Origin of the sequence: Sphingomonas faeni (genome assembly GCF_040407565.1) — a bacterium.
Taxonomy (GTDB): Bacteria; Pseudomonadota; Alphaproteobacteria; order Sphingomonadales; family Sphingomonadaceae; genus Sphingomonas; species Sphingomonas faeni_F.
On sequence record NZ_JAPZPR010000009.1, the window covers coordinates 128,269 to 148,581 of the forward strand.

General features: G+C 66.8%; 14 protein-coding genes. 4 read left to right on the forward strand and 10 right to left on the reverse strand.

The features are described from left to right. Positions 1–86 precede the first annotated feature (86 nt). A complete protein-coding gene (locus O6Y00_RS18150) occupies positions 87–2,012 on the forward strand; it encodes a CocE/NonD family hydrolase (RefSeq protein ID WP_353443969.1) in 1,926 nt (641 codons plus the stop codon). A 50-nt stretch (positions 2,013–2,062) separates the two neighbouring features. Here O6Y00_RS18150 and O6Y00_RS18155 read toward each other — a convergent pair whose 3' ends face one another. The 6 genes from O6Y00_RS18155 to O6Y00_RS18180 form a co-directional block, all read right to left on the reverse strand. Continuing rightward, on the reverse strand, positions 2,063–2,650 hold the full coding sequence (locus tag O6Y00_RS18155; protein WP_353443970.1) for a lysozyme inhibitor LprI family protein: 588 nt from the start codon (positions 2,648–2,650) through the stop codon (positions 2,063–2,065). A gap of 99 nt (positions 2,651–2,749) precedes the next feature. Further along, on the reverse strand, positions 2,750–4,057 hold the full coding sequence (locus O6Y00_RS18160; protein ID WP_353443971.1) for an HlyD family type I secretion periplasmic adaptor subunit: 1,308 nt from the start codon (positions 4,055–4,057) through the stop codon (positions 2,750–2,752). A 10-nt stretch (positions 4,058–4,067) separates the two neighbouring features. Continuing rightward, positions 4,068–5,801, reverse strand: coding sequence for an ATP-binding cassette domain-containing protein (locus O6Y00_RS18165; RefSeq protein ID WP_353443972.1), 1,734 nt, complete (start codon positions 5,799–5,801; stop codon positions 4,068–4,070). Further along, positions 5,798–7,489: a TolC family protein gene (locus O6Y00_RS18170; protein WP_353443973.1), complete on the reverse strand. Its 1,692-nt coding sequence runs from the start codon at positions 7,487–7,489 to the stop codon at positions 5,798–5,800. Before O6Y00_RS18170 ends, O6Y00_RS18165 begins: the two co-directional genes overlap by 4 nt. Positions 7,490–7,750: 261 nt before the next feature. After that, entirely contained in the window at positions 7,751–13,741 is a 5,991-nt protein-coding gene (locus O6Y00_RS18175) for a DUF4214 domain-containing protein (RefSeq protein WP_353443974.1), read from the reverse strand. A gap of 117 nt (positions 13,742–13,858) precedes the next feature. Then, positions 13,859–14,008, reverse strand: a complete 150-nt coding sequence (locus O6Y00_RS18180; RefSeq protein ID WP_353443975.1) for a hypothetical protein — start codon at positions 14,006–14,008, stop codon at positions 13,859–13,861. Positions 14,009–14,232: 224 nt separating this feature from the next. Here O6Y00_RS18180 and O6Y00_RS18185 point away from each other — a divergent pair, with 224 nt between their 5' ends. From O6Y00_RS18185 to O6Y00_RS18195, 3 genes are all read left to right on the forward strand, one after another. Next, on the forward strand, positions 14,233–14,724 hold the full coding sequence (locus tag O6Y00_RS18185) for a hypothetical protein (RefSeq protein WP_353443976.1): 492 nt from the start codon (positions 14,233–14,235) through the stop codon (positions 14,722–14,724). A gap of 298 nt (positions 14,725–15,022) precedes the next feature. Next, positions 15,023–15,790 (forward strand): SDR family oxidoreductase, encoded by a 768-nt coding sequence (locus O6Y00_RS18190; protein WP_353443977.1) that lies wholly within the window; start codon positions 15,023–15,025, stop codon positions 15,788–15,790. A gap of 301 nt (positions 15,791–16,091) precedes the next feature. After that, positions 16,092–16,598: a MucR family transcriptional regulator gene (locus O6Y00_RS18195; RefSeq protein ID WP_353443978.1), complete on the forward strand. Its 507-nt coding sequence runs from the start codon at positions 16,092–16,094 to the stop codon at positions 16,596–16,598. A gap of 375 nt (positions 16,599–16,973) precedes the next feature. Here the strand turns inward: O6Y00_RS18195 and O6Y00_RS18200 are convergent, their stop codons facing one another. The 4 genes from O6Y00_RS18200 to O6Y00_RS18215 form a co-directional block, all read right to left on the reverse strand. Then, positions 16,974–17,879 carry a flagellar motor protein MotB gene (locus tag O6Y00_RS18200; RefSeq protein ID WP_353443979.1) on the reverse strand — a complete coding sequence of 302 codons (906 nt, stop codon included), beginning with the start codon at positions 17,877–17,879 and terminating at the stop codon, positions 16,974–16,976. Positions 17,880–17,883: 4 nt separating this feature from the next. Then, the gene (motA, locus tag O6Y00_RS18205) at positions 17,884–18,747 is read right to left on the reverse strand and encodes a flagellar motor stator protein MotA (protein ID WP_056061555.1); all 864 of its coding nucleotides are present in this window, start codon (positions 18,745–18,747) and stop codon (positions 17,884–17,886) included. Positions 18,748–18,857: 110 nt separating this feature from the next. Beyond that, complete coding sequence (locus O6Y00_RS18210) at positions 18,858–19,778, reverse strand: flagellin (RefSeq protein WP_353443980.1); 921 nt, start codon at positions 19,776–19,778, stop codon at positions 18,858–18,860. A 5-nt stretch (positions 19,779–19,783) separates the two neighbouring features. Continuing rightward, positions 19,784–20,313: flagellar basal body rod C-terminal domain-containing protein (locus O6Y00_RS18215; protein ID WP_353443981.1), on the reverse strand; the 530-nt coding region annotated here is incomplete at its 5' end.

The following is a 20,313-nucleotide window of genomic DNA, read 5'->3' on the forward strand; positions in this document are numbered from 1 at the left end:
CGGACTGCAACGGTGGCATCTTGCGTGATTGCCTTGGCGACCCAAGTCCGCCTAGACCTGTCGCAACCGATCCGGAGCGTACCTCGATGACCGTCAAATTCGCCCTGCTAGCGTCGCTGGCCCTCGCCACCGCTGTGTCTGCACAGGACAAGACTGCGCCCGTCGGCGGCGACATTCCCGCCAGGTTCGTGCCGCCGACCGCGGCGCGCGACTATGTGAAGCGCGAAGTGATGATCCCGATGCGCGACGGCACCAGGCTGTACACCGTCATCGTCTATCCCAAGGGCGTGACCAACGCACCGATCGTGCTCACCCGCACGCCGTACGACGCCAAGGGTCGCGCCAACCGGTCGGATAGTTCGAGCATCCTCGCCACGCTGCCGCTCGCCGACGAGATGTTCGTGAAGGCGGGCTATATCCGCGTCTACCAGGACATCCGCGGCAAATACGGCTCCGAAGGCGATTACGTCGTGACACGCCCCGTGATCGGCCCGCTCAACCCGACCAAGGTCGATCACGTCACCGACGCCTACGACACGATCGACTGGCTGGTGAACAAGGCGAACCTGCCGGAGAGCAACGGCCGCGTCGGCATGATCGGCTCGTCCTACGAGGGATTCACGGTCGCGATGGCGCTGCTCGCCCCGCACCCCGCGCTGAAGGTCGCGGCGCCGGAAAGCCCGATGATCGACGGCTGGATGGGCGACGACTGGTTCCATTACGGTGCCTTCCGCCTCGCCAACATCGCGTGGCTGGGCAGCCAGACCGGCTACAAGGGCGCGGGCAAGGCGCCCCCCACCGGCGGCTACGACGATTACGACAATTTCCGCGACGTCGGCTCGGCCGGCGACTGGGCGAAGAAGTCCGGCTACGATCAATTGCCCTATTGGCAGCGGATGGTGTCGCACCCGGCCTATGACGACTTCTGGCAGGGCCAGGCGCTCGACAAGCTGCTTGCCGCCAACCCGTCGAACGTGCCGACGATCTGGGAACAGGGCCTGTGGGATCAGGAGGACATGTACGGCGCGATCACATCGTGGGAGGCGCTGAAGGCCAAGGGCAAGCTCGGCAACAACCACCTCGTCATGGGTCCGTGGCGCCACAGCCAGATCAACCGCGAGGGTCGCAGCCTCGGGCCGTTCCAGTGGAATGGCGACACCGCGCAGCAATTCCGCGAGGACATGCTGCTCCCGTATTTCAACCAGTATCTGAAGGACGGCCCGCCCGTCACGCTGCCGGCGGCGGCGATCTACAACACCGGTGAAAACCACTGGGACAAGTTCGCGACGTGGCCGCTGGCGTGCGAAACCGGGTGCCCGTCCCCGCTGAAGCCGATCTACCTGCAGGAGGGCGGCGCGCTCGGGTTCGGCAAGGCCGCCGCTGGCGGTGACAGCTATGTCTCGGACCCCGCCAAGCCCGTGCCGCACCTGCCGCGCCCGGTGAATTTCGGCGACGGCCGCTGGGGCGACTGGCTCGTCAGCGATCAGCGCGGCGTCGATGGCCGTCCCGACGTCATGACCTACACCACCGAAGCGCTGACCGCGCCGGTGCGCGTGTCGGGCGCGCCGATCGCCGACATCTTCGCGAAGACAACCGGCACCGACGGCGATTTCGTGGTCAAGGTGATCGACGTGTATCCGGCGGAGAACGCCACCGATCCGAAGATGGGCGGCTATGAACTGCCGATCAGCCTCGACATCTTCCGCGGCCGCTATCGCCAGAGCTTCGCCAAGCCGACCGCGATCCCCGCGGGCAAGGTGCAGGAATACAAGTTCCGCCTGCCGACCGTGAACCACGTATTCCAGCCGGGGCACAAGATCATGATCCAGGTCCAGTCGAGCCTGTTCCCGCTCTACGACCGCAACCCGCAGACCTTCGTGCCCAACATCTTCCTGGCGAAGAAGGCGGATTACAAGGCCGCGACGGTCACGATCGTCCGCGGCGGGCCCTCCGCCAGCGCGGTATGGCTGCCCGTCGTCGCGCTCGATCAATCGGCAGCCCTGGTAAAATAACGGCACGGATCGGCGAGGCCGATTTCAGGGTACGGCATCGATCAGTCGCCCTATCGCCGGACATCCTTCCGACTGGATTGGCGGGCGCCGATCCAGTCGATCCGGTCGTTCGTCATGTTCATGAGGCATACGAAAGAGCCCAGCATCACGAAGGTTCGACCGTCGGGTACATTGCAGGCGACGGTCCGCCGGCTGAGCCAGCGGCGTTCGGATGCAACGACCTTCCGGCGCTCGGCCGGCTCGAGCGTTCGCAGCAACACCCTGTAGGTATCGTTCAGCGCGGTATCGATTTTTGCGAGCTGCTCCTTCAGGCAGTGATCCTGGACGTAACCATAGGGAAGCCCGTAGAGATCCTCGATCCAGAATCGGCCTTCGGTCACGTACGTGTCCAACGCCTGTTGCGACCAGCAACGCCGTTTCAGGTTCTCGTCGTCGGATCCGACGCCGTCGGGAAGCCGGACGTCGAACGCCGGATTCCAGTGCCGTTGGAGGATCGGATCCCCGGCCGCTTTCGGTGGGCCATCCTGCGCGATCGCGGTGCTTGCGACCAACAGCCCCATGCTCACGCCGCGGCCCCATCGCACCAGACGGTCGACGATCGTCTTCATCGGCCGACGCAGTTCAGGATCGTTATCCACATACCCATAGTCCCAGGCGACCGGACTGCGAAAGGCACCGATCGCCCCCGAAAACGCCGACGCACGAAGCGAGTTCGCGCCGCGCCGTCAACGCCTTCGTCACTCGCGGAACGCGTCCTCGCGGAGCCGCGTGAAGGGCGACAGGATGTACGCCATCACCGATCGCTTGTCGCCGATCAGGTTGACGTCGGCGGTCATGCCGGGGCCGATCACCAGACGCCGGCCATCGGGCCCGCGGAAGTTCTGCGCGTCGGCGCGCACGCGTACCGTGTAATGGCCCTCGCCGGTGCGCTCGTCGACCGTGGCATCCGGCGAGATGGTGACCACACGGCCGTCCATTCCGCCGTAGATGCCGGATTCATACGCGGTGATGTTGACCTTGGCGTGCTGGCCGATCCGCACCGAGGCGATGTCCTTGGGGCTGACCATCGCCTCCACGGTGAGCGCGTCTGCGGACGGCACGACCTCGACGATCGGTTGCCCAGCAGCGATACTGGCGCCGACGGTCGAGACCAGGACCCGGTTGACCCGCCCGTCGACCGGCGCCGACACGGTCGCGCGACCAAGCCGGGCGGCGAGCGCGGGCACCGTCTGGCGGCGGGACGCGAGCTCGGCCTGCGCGGTGGCGAGATCGGTCCCCGCCTGCGCGCGCCAGGCGCCACGCACCTGCGCCAGCGAAGCACGGGCTTCCGCGACCGCCGACTGCGCGCGCGCGATTCCGGCCGCGGCCTGCGCTGCATCGGTGGTCGCGACCGCTGCCGAGTTTTCCAGCTGGATGAGGGTGAGCTGCGGTTCGATCCCGCGCTCCACCAGCGGGCGCATCATCTCGAGCTGGCGCCGTGCCGAATCCCGCGCCGACACGCGTGACTGATAGGCGGCGCTGGCTTCGGCAACCGCACGTCCGGCCTGCGCCTCGCGCGCCGCAGCCGCCAGGCTGAGGCTCGCGAGATCGCTCATGCGCGCGGTATGGAGCGAACGCTCGATCGCGATCTGCTCGGCGATCTCGGGAGTGGGCGCGGTGGGATAGACCGGCTCGCGGCCGGCAATCTCGGCCCGCAGCCGCGCGATCTTGGCGGTGAGTGCGCCCACGGTCGCCTCCGAGCTGCCGAGTTCGGCGCCGGCTTGGGTGCGATCGAGGCGTACCAGCGGCTGGCCACGGCGGACGACGTCGCCGGCGCGCACCAGGATTTCGGACACGATGCCGCCCTCCAGGTTGCTCAGCACCTGAAGCCGGCTCGACGGCACCACCCGGCCGGACGCGTGCACGGTCCGGTCGAGCTTCACCACGCTCGCCCAGATGACGAAGATCACGACGAAGCCGAGGATCAGCCACAGCAGGAGGTTCGAGACCGCCTTGGGCTTGATCCTGTCGGCCAAGTCTTCGAAGTGGGAATGGGGGTCGGTCATGGATCGGGTCTCAGGCTGCGACGCGGGGGCGCTGGAGGTCCTTGAGGACGGCATCGCGTGGGCCGTCCTGGACGACCCGGCCGTTCTCCACCACGACGATCCGATCGACGAGGCGCAACAGGGCCGGGCGATGGGTGATGAGCACCAGCGTGCGGCCCTGCAGCTCCGCTTCCAGCCGCCCGATCAGCTGTGCTTCGCTGGCTTGGTCCATCGCGCTGGTCGGCTCGTCGAACACGATGATCTGCGGCTTGCCGGCCAGCGCGCGGGCGAGCGAAATCGCCTGGCGCTGACCGCCCGACAGTCCCTCGCCACGATCGGCGAGCCGGAGGTCGTAGCCGTTGGCGATCCGGCCCATGAAGCTATGCGCACCGGACAGTTCGGAGACGCGGAGCATCTCGGCATCGTCGACCCCGTCGCGAGCAAGCACGATATTCTCGCGAACGCTCCCCGACAGCAGCACCGGCTCCTGCAGCGCCGTGCCGATCAGGCCGCGCATCGCCCAGGGATCATATTGGCGGATGTCGGTGCCGTCGATCATCACCAGGCCTTCTTGGGGCGGGTACAGGCCGAGGATGAGGCGCGCGATGGTCGACTTGCCCGAGCCGATCCTGCCGAGCAGCGCCACGCGCTGTCCCGCGGGGATGACCAGGTTGAGACCGTCGAGCGTCTTCTCGGCCGCGCCCGGATAGCGGAACTCGATCCCGCGCAGTTCGATGCGGCCGTCGAACCGCACCGGGCGGAGCGCGCCCGCGCCCGGCTCCTCCGACCCCGTCTCCATCATGCCGTTGATCTGCTTGTAGGATGCACGCGTCGCCGACAGCCGCGATAGCAGCGAGGCGATCGTCGCGAGCGGTTGGACCGCGCGGCCCGACAGGATCGAACAGGCGACCAAGGCGCCGGTGGTCAGCCGGTGGTCGGCGATCAGGAACACGCCCGCGACCACCGTGCCCGCATAGGACAAGGTGTTCGCCGAGGCGGCCACCGTGATCGCGATCGTCGAGACCAGCCGCTGCCGCGTCGAGCTGTCGCCATGCGCGACGTTGGCCGCGCTCCAGCGGCGCCCGAGCAGACGCGCCGCGCCGGATGTCTTGACCATCTCCAGCGCGCCGACCGTTTCGATCAGCACGCTCTGCTTGGTCAATCCCTCGCTCATCGACTTCGCCGACAGGCGATCGAGCGCAGGGCGGGTCAGCCACCCGGCCCCTATCACGATCGGAATGGCGGCGAGCGGCACCCACACCAGCGGTCCGCCGAGGATCGCGATGAACACCAGCGTCACGACGATGAAGGGCACGTCGACCAGCGCGGTCATGGTGGCGGAGGCGAAGAAGTCGCGCAGCGTCTCCAGTTCGCGCATCATGCCGGTCAGCGCGCCGGTCGATCCTTTCTTCTGGTCCAGCCGGATCGCCACCAGCCGCCGGAAGACGCGGCTGCCGATGTCGTGATCGATGTCGGCGCCCGCGAGATCGGTGAAATAGGCCCGCAATATCCGCAGTAGGAAGTCGAAGACCACCACCACCACCAGCCCGATCGACAGCGCCACCAGCGACGTGATCGCGTTGTTCGGCACCACCCGGTCGTACACCGTCATGGTGAAGAGCGAGGTGATCAACCCGAAGATGTTCACCATCGCCGCGGCCAGGGCGACCTTCATGTAGGTCCCCTTGTTGCGCAGCATGGGCTCCATCAGCCACGGCGCGAAACGGGGGCGGGGATGCTCGACCATGTCGGGGGATCTGCTCATCGGGGGTCCAGCGTTGCGTTCAGCGTTATGGGATCGATGCCGAGTTCCGGCAGCAGGCGGCCGGTCCGGGCGAGAAGCGCGTAACGCGCGCTGTCGAGCTCGATCACGGTCTGGATGTAGCGCGCGGCGACGCCGAAATAATTGTTCTCGGCGCCCAGCAGATCGAACAGCGTGCCACGCGACACGCGGAACCGCTCGGCCAGCACGTCGCGCGACTGCCGGCTGGCGATGTAGTTGCTCTCGATCGCCTTCCGCGCCGCCTCCAGCGCCTCGACATCCGACAGGGCGATCTCGGCATCGCGCTCGGCGTCGATCCGCGTGCGGCGCAACCGTGCATCGGCCCCGTTGGCGCGCGCCGTCGCCTGGCGACCGCGCTCCGCCGCCCCGCCACCGAGCCGCATCGACAGGGTGACGCTGCCGCGGACGTCATAGTCGCGCGATGTCTCGATGATGCCATAGCGGCCCGCATCGAGGCCAGCCGAAAGCTGCGGCAGCTGATCCGCGCGGAGCGCGCGCGCATCGAGCCGCGCCGCGTCCGCTCCCAGCCGGGCGGCACGCACCGTCGGCAGGCGATCGATATCGCCCGCAAGCGCGGCCTTTCCGATCCGGTCGAGCGCGGGTACCGGCGCACGGCCGAGATCGCCGACCGCGGGCGAGCCGATCACGGCGGCATATTGCGCTTCCGCACTGGTCAGCAGCCGGTGGAAATCGGCCGCCTGCGCATCGGCCGATGCGATATAGCTGTCGACCTGCGCGACATCGGCGGGCGCCGCGGCCCCTTGTGCGACGCGATCCTGCAAGGCGACGCGCAGATCGCCCTGGCTGGCAGTGAACGCATCGGCGAGCCGCACCAGCACCCGGTATCCATAGACCTGGTACCACGCGGCGATCGCCCGCAGCGCTATCTGCGTGCCGGTATCCTCGACCCCCGCGCGTGCCGCCTCGAGCCGTGCCTCGCCCGCATGGATGCGGTTGAGGCTCGATCCCCAATCCACCACCGGCTGCTGCACCCGGACGAGCCCGTCGGTCCGGCCGCGGGGACGCGAGCGCTCCAGCACGTTGCCGACATCGTTGGAAAACGCGCGACTGAGAATCTGGAAACTGGAGATCGACAAATCGGCGGTCGGCAGTCTGCGCGCGCGCGCCTCGGCACGGACCGCGTCGGCCTCCTCGACCTGCGCCGTCGCTTCGTCGAGCGCCGGGTTGCGCCGCACGGCGTCGGCGATCGCGCGGTGGAACAGCGCCGGATCGCTGGAATTGCGCGCCAGGCGCAAGACAGGATCAGTGGCCGGATCGATCCGGAGCGGGTCGCCGCCAGGTGCCGGCAGCCCACCCGCGATGCTGCGCCGTGGCAGCGGGCGCGGGGCCGCGGTGGCCGCCGGGACAGGCTGTGCGCCGGTCGGCCGCACGACCACGTTCGTCGTCGGGATCGGCAGCAGCGGACCTTGCTGGGCGGGCGATGTCGGCGCCGGTACGGGACTGACGGGCGACGCAGCGGGCGGCAATGTCGGCGATGCGGGAAGCGGGCGCGGCGTAGCCCCCTGTTGCGGATCGACGACCAGCGAACCCGGCGGGCTGGCCATCACCTGCCCCTGCACCGCAGGCGCGACGCCGATCGCCAGTCCGCAGCCAAGCATGACGCGCCCGGCACGTCCGATGCTGCGCCTGCGCGCTGCTGATACAGTCATACGATATTTGCCCTGGACCGTCGCATAAGGTGCCGCTGTTCGTTCACGTCGCGGAAGAAAGCGTGACGGATACCGTAAAAAGAACACCGGCGCGGTCGTTTCCCCCGCGCCGGTGCGTGCCCTAATTCAGTGGCAACCGCCAGCATTTTAGCGGTGCGATTGCGTGGCCGATCGGGGCCACATCGGGTCCGGGAAACGAGAAGGGCGATCGTACGGAAACCCGTAATCCCGCGCCTTCACGTTCCCTGACCGGTCGCTTAGTTACACCGCGATCCCGCCGATGATGTTCGCCGCCAGCAATGCCGTGTGTTCTGCGGATGCCGAGAACTCATACAACAGCGCACCCTTCGACAGGCCATGATCGAGCTGGTCGACCCAGAAGGCGCGACCGCCTGCATCGGGCGCCCGATCCAGCGAGTTCTGGTACATCAGGTCCACCAGCTGACCATTGTTCAACCCCTGCGTCATGCTGGTGAACTCGGCCGAAGCCGCGAAGGTATCGGCAACCTGGTTCACCGTCAGCGCGTCGGACTTTACCTGCTCGGCCCAGAACGTGAGGCCGGCATCGTCAGGCAGTCGGTTGCTCATGCTGTCGTACAGCAGGGCGATCGACTGATAGGTGTCGTCGGTCTGGAAATACCCATGCCCGACGACCTCGGCCGTCACCGCGCGATGCTCGGCGCTTTCCGAGATGTCGAACAGGAACCCGCTGCGTGACAGGCCGCCATCCAGCTGCCCCGTCCAGAACGTCCGACCCGCATCGTCGGCCGCACGACCCAGCGCCTGCTGGTAGATGTAATCGACGAACGCTCCGTTCGACAGGCTGCCGGTCGCGGATTGGAACGTCGCGTCGGATGCGAACGTGTCGACCACCGAGAAGAGGCTCGTGCCGTGATCCTCGACCTGATCGACCCAGTAATCGAGACCGATCCCATCGGGACCACGATCCAGTACCGTATCGTACAGGCGCGTGATCAGCGCACCCACGCTGTCCGGATCGGTGCTGAACTCGCCATCGCGGAACGTGATGTGTTCGATACTCGTCAGCGTGTCGGTACCGTCCGCCGCACTGCCGTTCAGCGTGGTCACGCCGGCGACGGTCGACATGCCCGAGATCCGGAACAGGCTGTCATACCCTGCCCGATCGATACCCGCGCCGCCGTCGAGCGTGTCGTTGCCGGCACCCCCATCGAGCGTGTCGTTGCCGTTTCCACCATACAGCGTGTCGTTCCCGGCAAGACCGATCAACACGTCGTTGCCGTCCATGCCGCTCAGCACGTCGTTGCCCGTCGCGCCGGTGATCGTCTCGTCGATCGCGAAGCCGGTGAGGGTCAGATCACCGATCGCACCGTCGAAGTTGAAGGCCGTGAACCCGCCCGTGTAGCCGTTGCTGATCGTGAAGACGGTGACGAAGCCGTTGGTCGATCCCGCGCCATCGCGATCGGTCTGCAGCAACAGATCCGTGCCCGACTGGACGAGGCGTAGATGACCATCGGCGAACGCGTCGCTGTTCGCCACATGGCCGGTCAGCCCGCGGTTGAGGAAGTCGGACATCTCGAACGAGTCGCCGTCATCGCCGACCTGGAAGTCGGTAACGCGGCTGGTCCGGACGGTCGTCGCCACGTCGGTCGAGCTCGCCGCCGACGCACCGACGCCGAACTGGATGACGTCGGCCCCGGATCCGAGGGTAAGCTGGTAGTTGTTCACGGTCGACGCGCCACGCATGCTGATGCTGACGATATCGTCGCCCGATCCGGCATCGACCGTCGCGCTGGCAACGCCGGTCAGGACGATCCGGTCATCCCCTGCCCCGCCACTCACGGTCACCACGTCGCTGTTGCGATCGTTGGAGGTCGCGCCCAGTGCCAGATAGGTAGCGGTCGAGAGACCGTCAGGGATGGCTGCCAGCGCCGCCGAAAGCGTACCGCTGCGCAGTTCGATGAAGTCGTTGCCGTCGCCACCGTCCATGGTGAGGTTGGTCGCCACCGCGGCGGCGGCGCGCGTCGCCAGGATGCTGTCGTTGCCGCCATAGCCGAACAGCGAGTCCGTCTGGCTGAGCGCCGTCGCGGTCGACGCGACCGCGTTGTCGATGATCAGGTTGAAGTCGTCATTGCCCTGCAGCGTGTCGCCGAAGCTGGAGCCGGTCAGGTATTCGATGCCGATCAGCGTATCGATGCCTTCGCCGATCGTGAACTGCCCCGTACCCTGGATACGAAGATCCACCGTCACGCCCGCCGTCGAGTTCACGTACGTGGCGGTATCCAGTCCCTCGCCGCCGATCAGCGTGTCGTTGCCGAGCCCGCCCGACAGCGTGTCGTTGCCGTACCAACCGTCGAGCACGTCGTCGCCGGCGTTGCCGACCAGCGTGTCCACCGTGCCACCACCGCGTACGACGTCGTTCCCGGTGCCGCCGCGGAAGACCACGCGCTCGACGCTGATGAACTCGCCGCGCTGGACGCCGTCGACCGTGATCGCGCTGTTGCCCGCCAAATTGCCGAGATCGAACGCGATCGCGCCGGTGTGGTCGGTATAATAGGCATAGGCGATATCGGTGCCGTCGCCGCCGTCGAACGTGTCGTCGCCGCCGTCGTTGGTGAAGATCGCGCTGAGCCCCGACACCGTGCCGGCGGCCATGCCGCCGACCAGCGTGTCGTCGCCATCGCCGCCACGCAGGATGTCGTTGCCCAGGCCACCGACGAGGCTGTCGTTGCCTGCGCCGCCTTCGAGGACGTCGGCGCCATCGGCGGTCGTCGCGCCGCTGCTGGACGCGTTGACATAGTCACCGAAGATCACGTCGTTGCCCGCGCCGCCGATCAGCCTGTCGCCGAGACCGCCACCCACCAGGAAATCCGCGGCAGCGCCGCCGACCAGGAGGTTGGCCGTGGTGTTTCCACCCGTGAGGCTGTTCGAGAAGGCCGCCGCACCCGTCACGTTCTCGATCTCGCGGATCGTGTCGACGCCCCCGAAGACGCCGGTATTCTGCGCCGCGATGGTGTTGAGGTTGACCGTCACGGTCGAGGTCGCGGCGGAATAGTCGACGGTGTCGTTTCCGGCGCCGCCGGTATAGCTATCGGCGCCACGACCTTCGAAGAAGATGTTGTCGTTGGCGTCGCCGGTGACGGTGTCTGCGCCGGAGCCGGTGCGGACGTTCTCGAAGCCGGTGATCGTGTCGTTGCCGAGGCCCGTGTTCTGGGCGGTCAGGATCGAAAGATCGACCGTCACGCCGGTCGCACCGCTGAACGACACCGTATCGATGCCCGCGCCGCCGTTGAGCGTGTCGTCGCCGAGCCCGCCTTCGATGACGTTGGCATTGCCATCGCCGGTCAGCGTGTCGTTGCCGTCACCGCCGAGCAGGTTCTCGATGCTGCGCAGCACCGCGATCTGCGATCCATCGACGCTCGCGGTGCCGTCCGCCGCACCGGCCAGCGTGGCCGTGACGCCCGCCGTGTAGCCCGCAAACGACGCGGTATCCGATCCGGTGCCGCCGTCGAGCAGGTCGACGGTGCCGACGCCGTTCGCGCCGGGGTTGAGCGTGTCGTCGCCCGCGCCGCCCGTCAGCGTGTTCTCCGTCGCATCGCCGGTGAGGCTGTCGTTGAACGCCGAGCCGAGCAGGTTCTGGAACCCGCTGAGCGTGTCCGTCCCTGCGCTGCCCGTGTTCTGCCCGACGCCCTGCAGTGCGAGGCTTGCGGTCACGCCCGCCAGCGAGCCGGCATAGGACGCGGTGTCGTTGCCGGCGCCGCCGACCAGCGTGTCGTTGCCGAGGCCGCCTTCGATGACGTTGGCGTCCGCGTTGCCGATCAGCGTGTCGTTGAGCGCCGAACCGATCAGGTTCTCGATGCCGATCAGCGTGTCGTTGCCCGCCGCGACGGTGTTCTGCGCCGCGCCCTGCAGGTTCAGGTCGACCGTGACACCCGTTGCCGTGGTGCTGTTCGCCGTCACGAACGATGCGGTGTCATTGCCGTTGCCGCCGTTCAGGATGTCGTTGGCGATCGTTCCCTGCAGATAGTCGTTACCCTCGCCACCGTCGGCCACCAGGCTGCTGGTGTTGTTGGTCGTGAAGATGGTCGATCCAGCCGCGCCCTGCAGCGAGATGTTCAGCTGGTATGTCTGACCGGCCAGCATCGGCTGGGCGACCGCCCCCGACGTATAGCGGCCGACGCGGATGTAATAGGTTCCGGCTGCCGCGAACGTGTAGCTGATATAGGCGTCGTCGTTGAAGTTCGTGCCCGGATCGCCCGGACCCGTATCGTTGTTGGCCAGCAGGGTCCCGTTGCCGTCGACGAGTTCGATGATGCTGTCGTCCAGCGAGCCGTTGCCGTCGATGTCGAAGATCGCCTGTGCGCCGGCCGCGGTCACGTCGACGCGGTAATATTCCAGCGTGCCGCCCGCCGCCGTGGCGTTGATGGTCGCGTGCGGGATCGTGGTCGAGCTGGTGATATTGGCGTTGTCGTCGATATCGTAGGCGCCGGCCGTATTCACCGCGGTCGCGATGCTGCCGTTGTTGGCGGACTGCGGCTTGGTAATGTCGGCCTGCGACGGCGCCGACTCCGGCGTCACCACGAAGCTTGTCGTGACGGTGAAGCCACCGCCGATCAGGCGATCGTTGCCGGCACCGCCCGACAGGGTATCCGCGCCGGATGCACCGCCGCTGAGGATGTTGTCCTGGCTGTTGCCGGTCAGCGTGTCGTTGCCGACGGTGCCACCGATGTTCTCGATGCTGCGCAGCGTGTCGGTCTCGCCGTCGTGGCTGACGATGACGTCCGCACCGGTGTCGTTGAGAGTGACGGTCACGCCGGTGGTGTTGGTGAAGATCACCGCGTCGCTGCCGGCACCGCCGTCGAGGACGTTGTTGGCGGTGTTGCCGACGAGAACGTCGTTGCCCGCGCCCCCGGTGGCATTCTCGATCAGCGAACGCGCGTCGTTGTTGTACAGCAGCGACATCGCGATGTTGCCGGGCGCCAGGTTGGTCAGCCCCTGATAAGCCAGGTTGTTGGCGAGCTGCGACTGGTCGAAGGTCGAGAATTCGCCGGGACGCAGATCGACCGTGACGCCGCCGGCGTAGTTGCTGGCATCGATCGTGTCGTTGCCGCCGCCGTCCCAGACGGTGAGGAAGATCTTGTTGCCCGACGGTGCACCCTGGCCGACGCCATTGATGAACATCTCGCCGGTCGTCTGGCTGAAGGTGTAGACGCTGTCGCCGGCGTTGGTCGTGTAGTTCGCACCGTAGAGATACTGCAGCGCGGCCAGATCATACTGCATGTACGTCTGCGGCTGGTTGATCTTCTCGCCGGCGAAGTTGCTGTTCGTGAACGGCGCGGGCGTATAGGTCATCAGCGACCAGGCCTGGCCGTCGCGGTCCGGCGTCAGCGACTGGGTGCCGAAGCGCGGCGTACCGCCGAAGTAGAACGACAGGTCGACGTTGGTGTAATCCTGATGCCCGTGCTTCAGCCCCATCGTGTGGCCGATCTCGTGCATCATCGTGGCGTAACCCCACGTGCCCTTGAACGCGAGATCGTAATAAGGCTGGCTGGTGCGGCCGAACCAGATGTCGCCCGAGAGCCCGCGCGTGTCGGACGGGAAGTTGCCGTATGCCGATCCCACGTCGTTGTCCGCGCTCTGCGAGATGCGGATGTTCGCGTGCACCGTGTCGGTGTCAGTGATCTGCGTGAACGTCAGCCCGGTCGCGGCCGAGAGCTGCGCGAACGACGCCTGCGCCGCCAACTGCTGCTGCGTGCCGAGGTCGACATGGTACAGGCTGACACCGTTGGTGTCGTACCCGCTGCCATTGTAGTTCGAGCCCGAGGTCGGGAAGCTGTAGGTGAGGTTCAGCGTGCCCCATTTGGAGCCGATCAGCGCGGCATCGACGTTGCGGTTGCCGGTGAAGAAGTGGCTGCCGTCGGGATTGGTGCCAAGCGGCAGCAACTCGCCGATGTAGTTGCCTTCCGGATTGGCGCCGGTCGGATCGACATTTTTCGGGTTGGCGCTGTCGGTGCCGCCCTGCGCGTCGCGCATGCCCTGGCACGCGGCGCAGCCGCACCCGCTCATGATCGTCAGATGGTCGATCTCCGCCAACGGATCCCACGTGCCGACGCCCATGTCGGATTCGGGGAGGGGCGTGAGGTTCGCCGACGGATCGAACGAGCCGATGACGATGTCGTCCCCAGGCAGCCGGTTCGAAGGCACCGGAGAGTCCAACGCGCCGACGTGGCCGTTATTGTCAGGCTGAACGCTGCCGAGGTTCGAAATGGTCATATGTGACTCCCCTGATTTGCACGATTATATCGCCATTGCCGCCCGAGACGTCACGAATGACATCCATTTTCGATCAAAATCGGCGCATGCTACCGTAATGATTCGTTCACGTTGTCTTCACACTCCCATAGCGAACTCACACCGGTCAAGGGCCTGTTCGCGCAATTCGGCGCGGAAGCGACTGGAAAGCAACAAAATCGCCGAAGCGTGGGCAGCGGCGGCTTTTACACGAACAAACGGAGGGCGGCGGAGGACGACGAGCGTCATCGCACCCCCTTCGGCAGGCGCTGCCTTGACGAGCACGCAATCGCAGCGCGCGCACCCAGTGCGCACCCCAGCGTGCGATCGATAGGCCCGATCGTTCGTGACTCGCGATCACGATTCCCCTATCCGGAAGCGTGCCGAAACCGACGGGGAACGCGATGCTCCGCATCCTGCTAACAAGCTTCACAGCGTTCGCCGCATGCACGCCCTCACCGCAGGATGCCGCCATGCGCCAATCGAGTCCCAATTCAGAAACTGCCGTTCAAGGACCGGACGGGGCCGGGCCGGCAGCGCCGGTAGCCGCCGCACCGAGCCCAATCGGCTCGAGCCCCGCCGATCAGGGTGCCGCGGATCGCGCACACGCTGACCAGGGCCCGATGCTGGAAGCCGTGTCCGCCGCGGAAAATCCCGCTCCCATCCCCGCCGCGGCAACACCGGTCGACTCGCCTGACGAGACGCGCGGGCGCCGGACGTTGTCCACCGCCTTTGTGAGGCTGGGACCCGACGGTCACCTTACCGTGGAACTGCGCGACGGGCATGTACTGACCCTCCGCAACGTGGTGATGCGGCGTCGGGACTATTGCGGCGTGGACGTGCACGGCGACGCGGGCGAGTCCAAATATTGCGGCAAATACGGCGATGTCGTCGCCGCCCGTCCTGGCGGCCTGCCCGCTCCCGTCGAACCCGCAAGCGCTGCTGCGAATCCGATCAAGCGGTGAGCGAAGCCTGATCGACACAATTCCACGTCGCCGTAGCGGCGCTGGACTGCCACGGCATCGAGGCCTTCCGCTGACTTAACGCCTGTTACGACTGCCCCGCCCTTCCCGCTCGCCGTGTCGCCGATCGGCGAGGCCGTGCTCGCCGCCTTCACCCGGCAGACGATGCCGACGGCTTCGGCACATCGGTCGGGCTGGCAGCGGCCCACGCGCAATTTGCCGCGCATCCGGACCGAACGCGGCGCGCCTGCGTTGGGTCGCGGTAGGCGCTGATCGCATGGGCCTTCGCAGGAGAATAGGCATGAACCCGACCGGCAACACCATCCTGATCACCGGCGGCGGCTCGGGGATCGGCGCCGCGCTCGCGCACCGTCTCCATGACGCCGGCAACACCGTCATCGTCACCGGCCGCCGTCAGGCCGCGCTCGACGAGACGATCGCCGGTCGCGATCGGATGCATGCGGCGACGCTCGACGTCGACGATCCCGCCGCGATCGAGGATTTCGCCCGCCGCATCGTAGCGGATCATCCGGCGCTCAACGTGCTGGTCAACAACGCTGGCATCATGAAGCTGGAGGACGCCGCGACGCGTCGCGATCTCACCGACGCGGAGGCGACGATCGTCACCAATTTGCTCGGCCCGATCCGGTTGACCAATGCGCTGGTCGATCATCTCGCGACGCAGCCAGGCAGCGCGATCGTCAACCTCACCTCCGGCCTCGCCTTCGTACCGCTGACCGCCGCGCCGACCTATTCGGCGACCAAGGCCGCGATCCATTCCTACACCGTCAGCCTGCGCCGCGTGCTCGCCGGCAAGGTCGAAGTTATCGAGATCGCACCGCCCGGCGTCCAGACGACGCTCACGCCCGGCCAGGAAACGCGCCCCGGCTACATGCCGCTGGATGCATTCGCGGACGAGGTGATGGCGCTCTGGACCGATGACCTCGAGTCCGGCGAAATTCTCGTCGAGCGCGTGCGGCCCCTGCGCAATGCCGAAGCCGATCATCGGTTTGCCGAAACCGTCGTCCAGTTGAACGAAACGGCCGAGCGCGCACGCCGCGGCGGCTGACCGGACCGCGGATCGCGGATCACGGATCGCGGATCGCGGATCGCGGATCGCGGATCGCCCGATGTCGGGATCCGGACATGCCGGCGTAAGGATACGACATGGTCGGCGCATCGCGACGAGCGATTCGCGGGCCATTCGTCCCGGTGCCGCGGTTTAATCCAAAGCAATCGAAATGAACCGGATTCTCGTTTTGCCGGGTTTCAATGTCGATTTTTACAATATAATCTGCGCGATCCTTGCCTTGGATGGTTGAACCCTTTGTCGCACGTCGTTACGGCGATCGTCTGCAATGGAGTGCAACATGGCCGAAGATACCACCGACCTTAACGCCGTCGAACTCGCAACCGAACTGACGATTGCTTGGCTCGGCAACCCGAATACGCGCAGCTCGTCCGAAGACGTCCCCGCGTTCCTCGGCAAGATGCATGAAACCGTCGCGGCGTTGCTCGGCAATTCGGACGACACTCCCCCTGTCGAGGCTGCAGCCGACTACACGCCGGCCGTAACGGCACGCAAGTCGCTCGCGTCGAAGGATCACATCATCTCGATGATCGACGGCAAGTCGTACAAGACCTTGCGCCGGCACCTCGCGACCCACGGCATGACGCCCGCCGAGTATCGCGAACGCTATGGCCTGAAGCCCGATTATCCGATGGTCGCCGAGAACTACTCGGAAAGCCGTCGCGCGATGGCGAAGAAGATCGGCCTTGGCCGCAAGCCCGGCCCGCGCAAGACCGAAGCCGCCCCGGCCGCCGCGCCCGCGCCGACGACGCGCAAGCGCAAGACGGAAACCGCCGCCGCCGAGTAAACGGACGCGTCATCATCGAGCGAAGGGACCGGCGTCATCGGACGCCGGTCCCTTTTTTCGTTTGGGGATCTATCGGCGCCTACACCCGCGTAGCGCGAGATCTTACGGCGTGAGATCTTACGGTCGACGGCGGAGGCCCCGCATTAGCCTCCGCCCAGTAACCGTCATTCCCGCGCAGGCGGGAACCCATATTGGCTGGCCTAGCCGCACGATCGCTAGACTTCGAGACTATAAATCCCCCCCGCGCGAGGATGACGAGGGGCTATTGTGTCAAATGGGTCAGCGCCGACTGCCTGCACTCTGGCGAAGGCCTCGGCGCGCCGCTGGGAAACGCTTCCAACGAAAACCCGGGCGACGCTGCGCCAGGATCAGCCGTTACTTCCCGAACGTGCCGCGACGGTAGAGCAACGTGATCGCCACGCGGCGGTTGCGCGGATCGGACGGGTCCTTGACGATCAGCGGCTCGCGGTCGGCGACGCCTTCGATACGCTCGAAGCGCTGTTCCGGCGTGCCACCCGACAGCAGCCGGCGGCGCGTCGCCTCGGCACGGCCCGACGACAGCATCCAGTTGTTCATCGCACGCGGGTCGCCATACGGCACGCTGTCGGTATGGCCGCGGATCATGATCGGGTTCTGCATCCCCTGCACCGACCCCGCGATCATGCCGATCAGCGCCGACGCTTCGGGATCGAGCGCGGTCGTGCCGAGCGCGAACATCGAATAATCCGCATCGTCGACCAGGTCGATCCGCATCCCGTCCTGCGTCGGCACGAACCGGACATGGTTCTGCAACCGCGACAGCTTGGCGTTGCCCGCGATCTGGCCGAGCACGCGCCGGCGCAACGCCTGGAAGTTCTTCTGGTCTTCCTTGGTCAGCGCATCGCGGCTTTTCAGCGACCCCTTCGGCCCGGTACCCGCCGCCGGCCCACCGAGCCCCGCATCGGGGATCGCAAGCTGAGCCATGCTGGTCTGTCCTGGCTTCGGCCCGATGCGATTTTTGTCGAGGATCGATTCGCCCCCGAACAGCCCGCCGCCGCCGATCCCGAGCGAGCGCGTATTGAGGATCGTCGGCGCGAAGTAATCGGCGATGCCCTTGCGCTGTTTCTCGGTGGTCGCGCCGACGATCCACAGCAACAGGAAGAACGCCATCATCGCGGTCACGAAATCGGCATACGCGACTTTCCACGCGCCGCCGTGATGGCCGCCATGCCCCTCGATATAGATCTTCTTGACGATGACCTTGGGCGGCTGGTTCGTCCCGTGAGGCGCGCGCGCGGCCACGACGTTACTTGCCCCTCAGCCCGTCGAAGACTTCGGCGAAGCCCGGCTGGTTCTTGTGCGCGATGCCCGAGCGTGCGGCCTCGATCACCAGCGGCTGCGGGTGGCCGTGCAACGAGGCGATGATGATCTGCTTCACCACGTCGTAGATCGACGCGTCGGCATCGAGCACCTGCTTCAGCCGGTTCGCGAGCGGCGCGACGATGCCGTACGCGAGCAGCACGCCCATGAACGTGCCGACCAGCGCCGAGCCGATCATCGCGCCGAGAATCGACGGCGGCTTGTCGATCGAGCCCATCGTCTTCACCACGCCGAGCACCGCCGCGACGATGCCGAGCGCCGGAAGCGCGTCGGCCAGACTTGCGAGTGTGCCGTGCGCCGCCTCTTCCTCGTGATGATGCGTCTTGATCGAGTGGTCCATCACCTCCTCGACCGCATGCACGTCGAGCGTGCCCGACGACACCACGACGAGGCGCAGCGTATCGGCGATCAGGTTGACGAGCGCCTTGTCCTTCAGGAGCTTCGGGTATTCGGCGAACACTGCGGACGACTGCGGATCCTCGACATGCGGCTCGAGCGCGATCGGTCCGTCCATCCGCAGCATCTTCATCAGCTTGCTGACGAGGAAGATGACGTCGAGATAGTCCTGCTTCTTGTACTTCGGACCCTTGAAGACCTTGCCCAGGCCGGCGCCGAGGCCTTTCAGCTCCTTGCCCGAATTGCCGATGATCAGCGCGCCGGCGGCGGCACCGCCGATGATCAGCATCTCGTGCGGGATCGCCTCCATGACGGGGCCGAGCGCGCCGCCGGTGAACGCGAATCCGCCAAACACCATGACGAGCAGGACGACGATGCCGATGACCGGAAACATGGTGTTCGAAATTCCCCCAGGGCCGATGGCGGCGCTTGCGTCGCCACAGAATTAACCGCCTTTGGTAGCCAACCGGTTACCAAGACTTCGCGAAGTGCGATTAAAATCGTTCAGCGCAGATAATCGAACAGCGACAGCGCGGAGAGCTTCGAGAAGCTGGCCTGCGTCGCCGACAGGATCGTCATCGTCTTCTGCAGCTCGACATAGGTCGCGGTGATGTCGGTATCCTCCAGCCCGGACCGGGTCGCTTCGCGGTCCGCGGCGACGTCGGTCAGGCGGCTGGTCTCCAGATCGACGCGCGCGGCACGGGCGCCGAGCGACGCCTGGACGGCGGAAACCTGATCCGACGCGGCGGTGACGTCGGTGAGCGCGGTATCGAGCGATCGGGCGCTGCCATCGTCCGATTGCAGCGCGCTCGCGATCGCCGCGAGCATCGCCAGCGTGTTCGTGCCGCCCTCGATGCTGCCATCGGGCTTGGTCGTGCCGCCGACCGTGAAGATCCGCGCCGCGGTCTCGTTCGCCTGGATAGTCTGGCCGTCGCCGACCGGGATCGCCGACACCGGCTTCGCGGCGAGCGCATAGCTCCCGTCCGTCGCCACCGCGGCCGCACCGTCGCCGCCCCCGAACAGCGCCTGCCCGCGCGCGTCCTTGGCGTTGGCGAGGTTGGTCAGCGTCGCGACGATGCCGGCGATCTGGTCGCCGATCGCCTTGCGGTTGGCCGCGTTCAGCGTCCCGGTCTTCGCCTGCGTCACCAGTTCGGTCGCGCTCTGCAACTGGTCGGCAATCGCGGAGAGGCTGGTATCGCCCTGCGTCAGCAGCGAGTCGGCGGTGCCGAGATTGGCGGCATAGGCCTTGTCGTCGACCGCATCGCGCTTGAGCCCGGCAAGGCGCTGATACGCGGCGCTGTCCGACGACGGCGCGGACAATCTGACCGTGCTCGAAATCTGCTGCTGCAACGAATCCGCCTTGGCACCGAGCGAATTCATCGACGCCGTGGCGCGATCGTAGAAGAGGCGGGTCGCGATCTGCATGGGCGTTACCGTAGATCGAGGATGGTCTGGAGCGTGTCACGCGCGGTCTGGATCACGCGGCTCGACGCCTGATAGGCCTGCTGGAAGCGGAGCAGGTCGACCGCTTCGCTATCGAGATCGACGCCCGAGGCGGACGCGAGCGAACTCACCGCGCCGTCGCGGATCGCGCCCTGCGCATCGGCGACGACCTTGCGCTGCTCGAGCGCGGCGGCGTTGCCGGCGATCAGGTTGGTGGTGCGCGCCTCGAACCCATTGCTGCTGCGCGCCGTCTGCAACGCGGCAAGGTTGGACGCATCGCGCGCACCGCCGGTCGGCCCTGCGGCGGCGATCCCGCGCGGGTCGGTCAGCGAGACGGCAATATCGGTCGGCGTGGCGCCGGTCGCGAACAGCGGCGCGCCCGCGGTGCCGTTCAGGTCGCGGCCCTGCGCCTGGACCGCGTTGACCTTGGCCGTGAAGTCGCTCGCGATCGCGTTGAGCGAGCCGCGCGCCGCGGCGATCCGCTGTGCGCCCTCGGCGAACCCGGCCAGCGCGCCGC

Coding starts and splice junctions, on each gene's coding strand:
- O6Y00_RS18150 (WP_353443969.1), top strand. CDS start 87: ATGACCGTCAAATTCGCCCTGCTAGCGTCGCTGGCCCTCGCCACCGCT.
- O6Y00_RS18160 (WP_353443971.1), bottom strand. CDS start 4,057: ATGACCGACCCCCATTCCCACTTCGAAGACTTGGCCGACAGGATCAAG.
- O6Y00_RS18165 (WP_353443972.1), bottom strand. CDS start 5,801: ATGAGCAGATCCCCCGACATGGTCGAGCATCCCCGCCCCCGTTTCGCG.
- O6Y00_RS18170 (WP_353443973.1), bottom strand. CDS start 7,489: ATGACTGTATCAGCAGCGCGCAGGCGCAGCATCGGACGTGCCGGGCGC.
- O6Y00_RS18175 (WP_353443974.1), bottom strand. CDS start 13,741: ATGACCATTTCGAACCTCGGCAGCGTTCAGCCTGACAATAACGGCCAC.
- O6Y00_RS18180 (WP_353443975.1), bottom strand. CDS start 14,008: ATGACGCTCGTCGTCCTCCGCCGCCCTCCGTTTGTTCGTGTAAAAGCC.
- O6Y00_RS18185 (WP_353443976.1), top strand. CDS start 14,233: ATGCGCCAATCGAGTCCCAATTCAGAAACTGCCGTTCAAGGACCGGAC.
- O6Y00_RS18190 (WP_353443977.1), top strand. CDS start 15,023: ATGAACCCGACCGGCAACACCATCCTGATCACCGGCGGCGGCTCGGGG.
- O6Y00_RS18195 (WP_353443978.1), top strand. CDS start 16,092: ATGGCCGAAGATACCACCGACCTTAACGCCGTCGAACTCGCAACCGAA.
- motA (WP_056061555.1), bottom strand. CDS start 18,747: ATGTTTCCGGTCATCGGCATCGTCGTCCTGCTCGTCATGGTGTTTGGC.
- O6Y00_RS18210 (WP_353443980.1), bottom strand. CDS start 19,778: ATGCAGATCGCGACCCGCCTCTTCTACGATCGCGCCACGGCGTCGATG.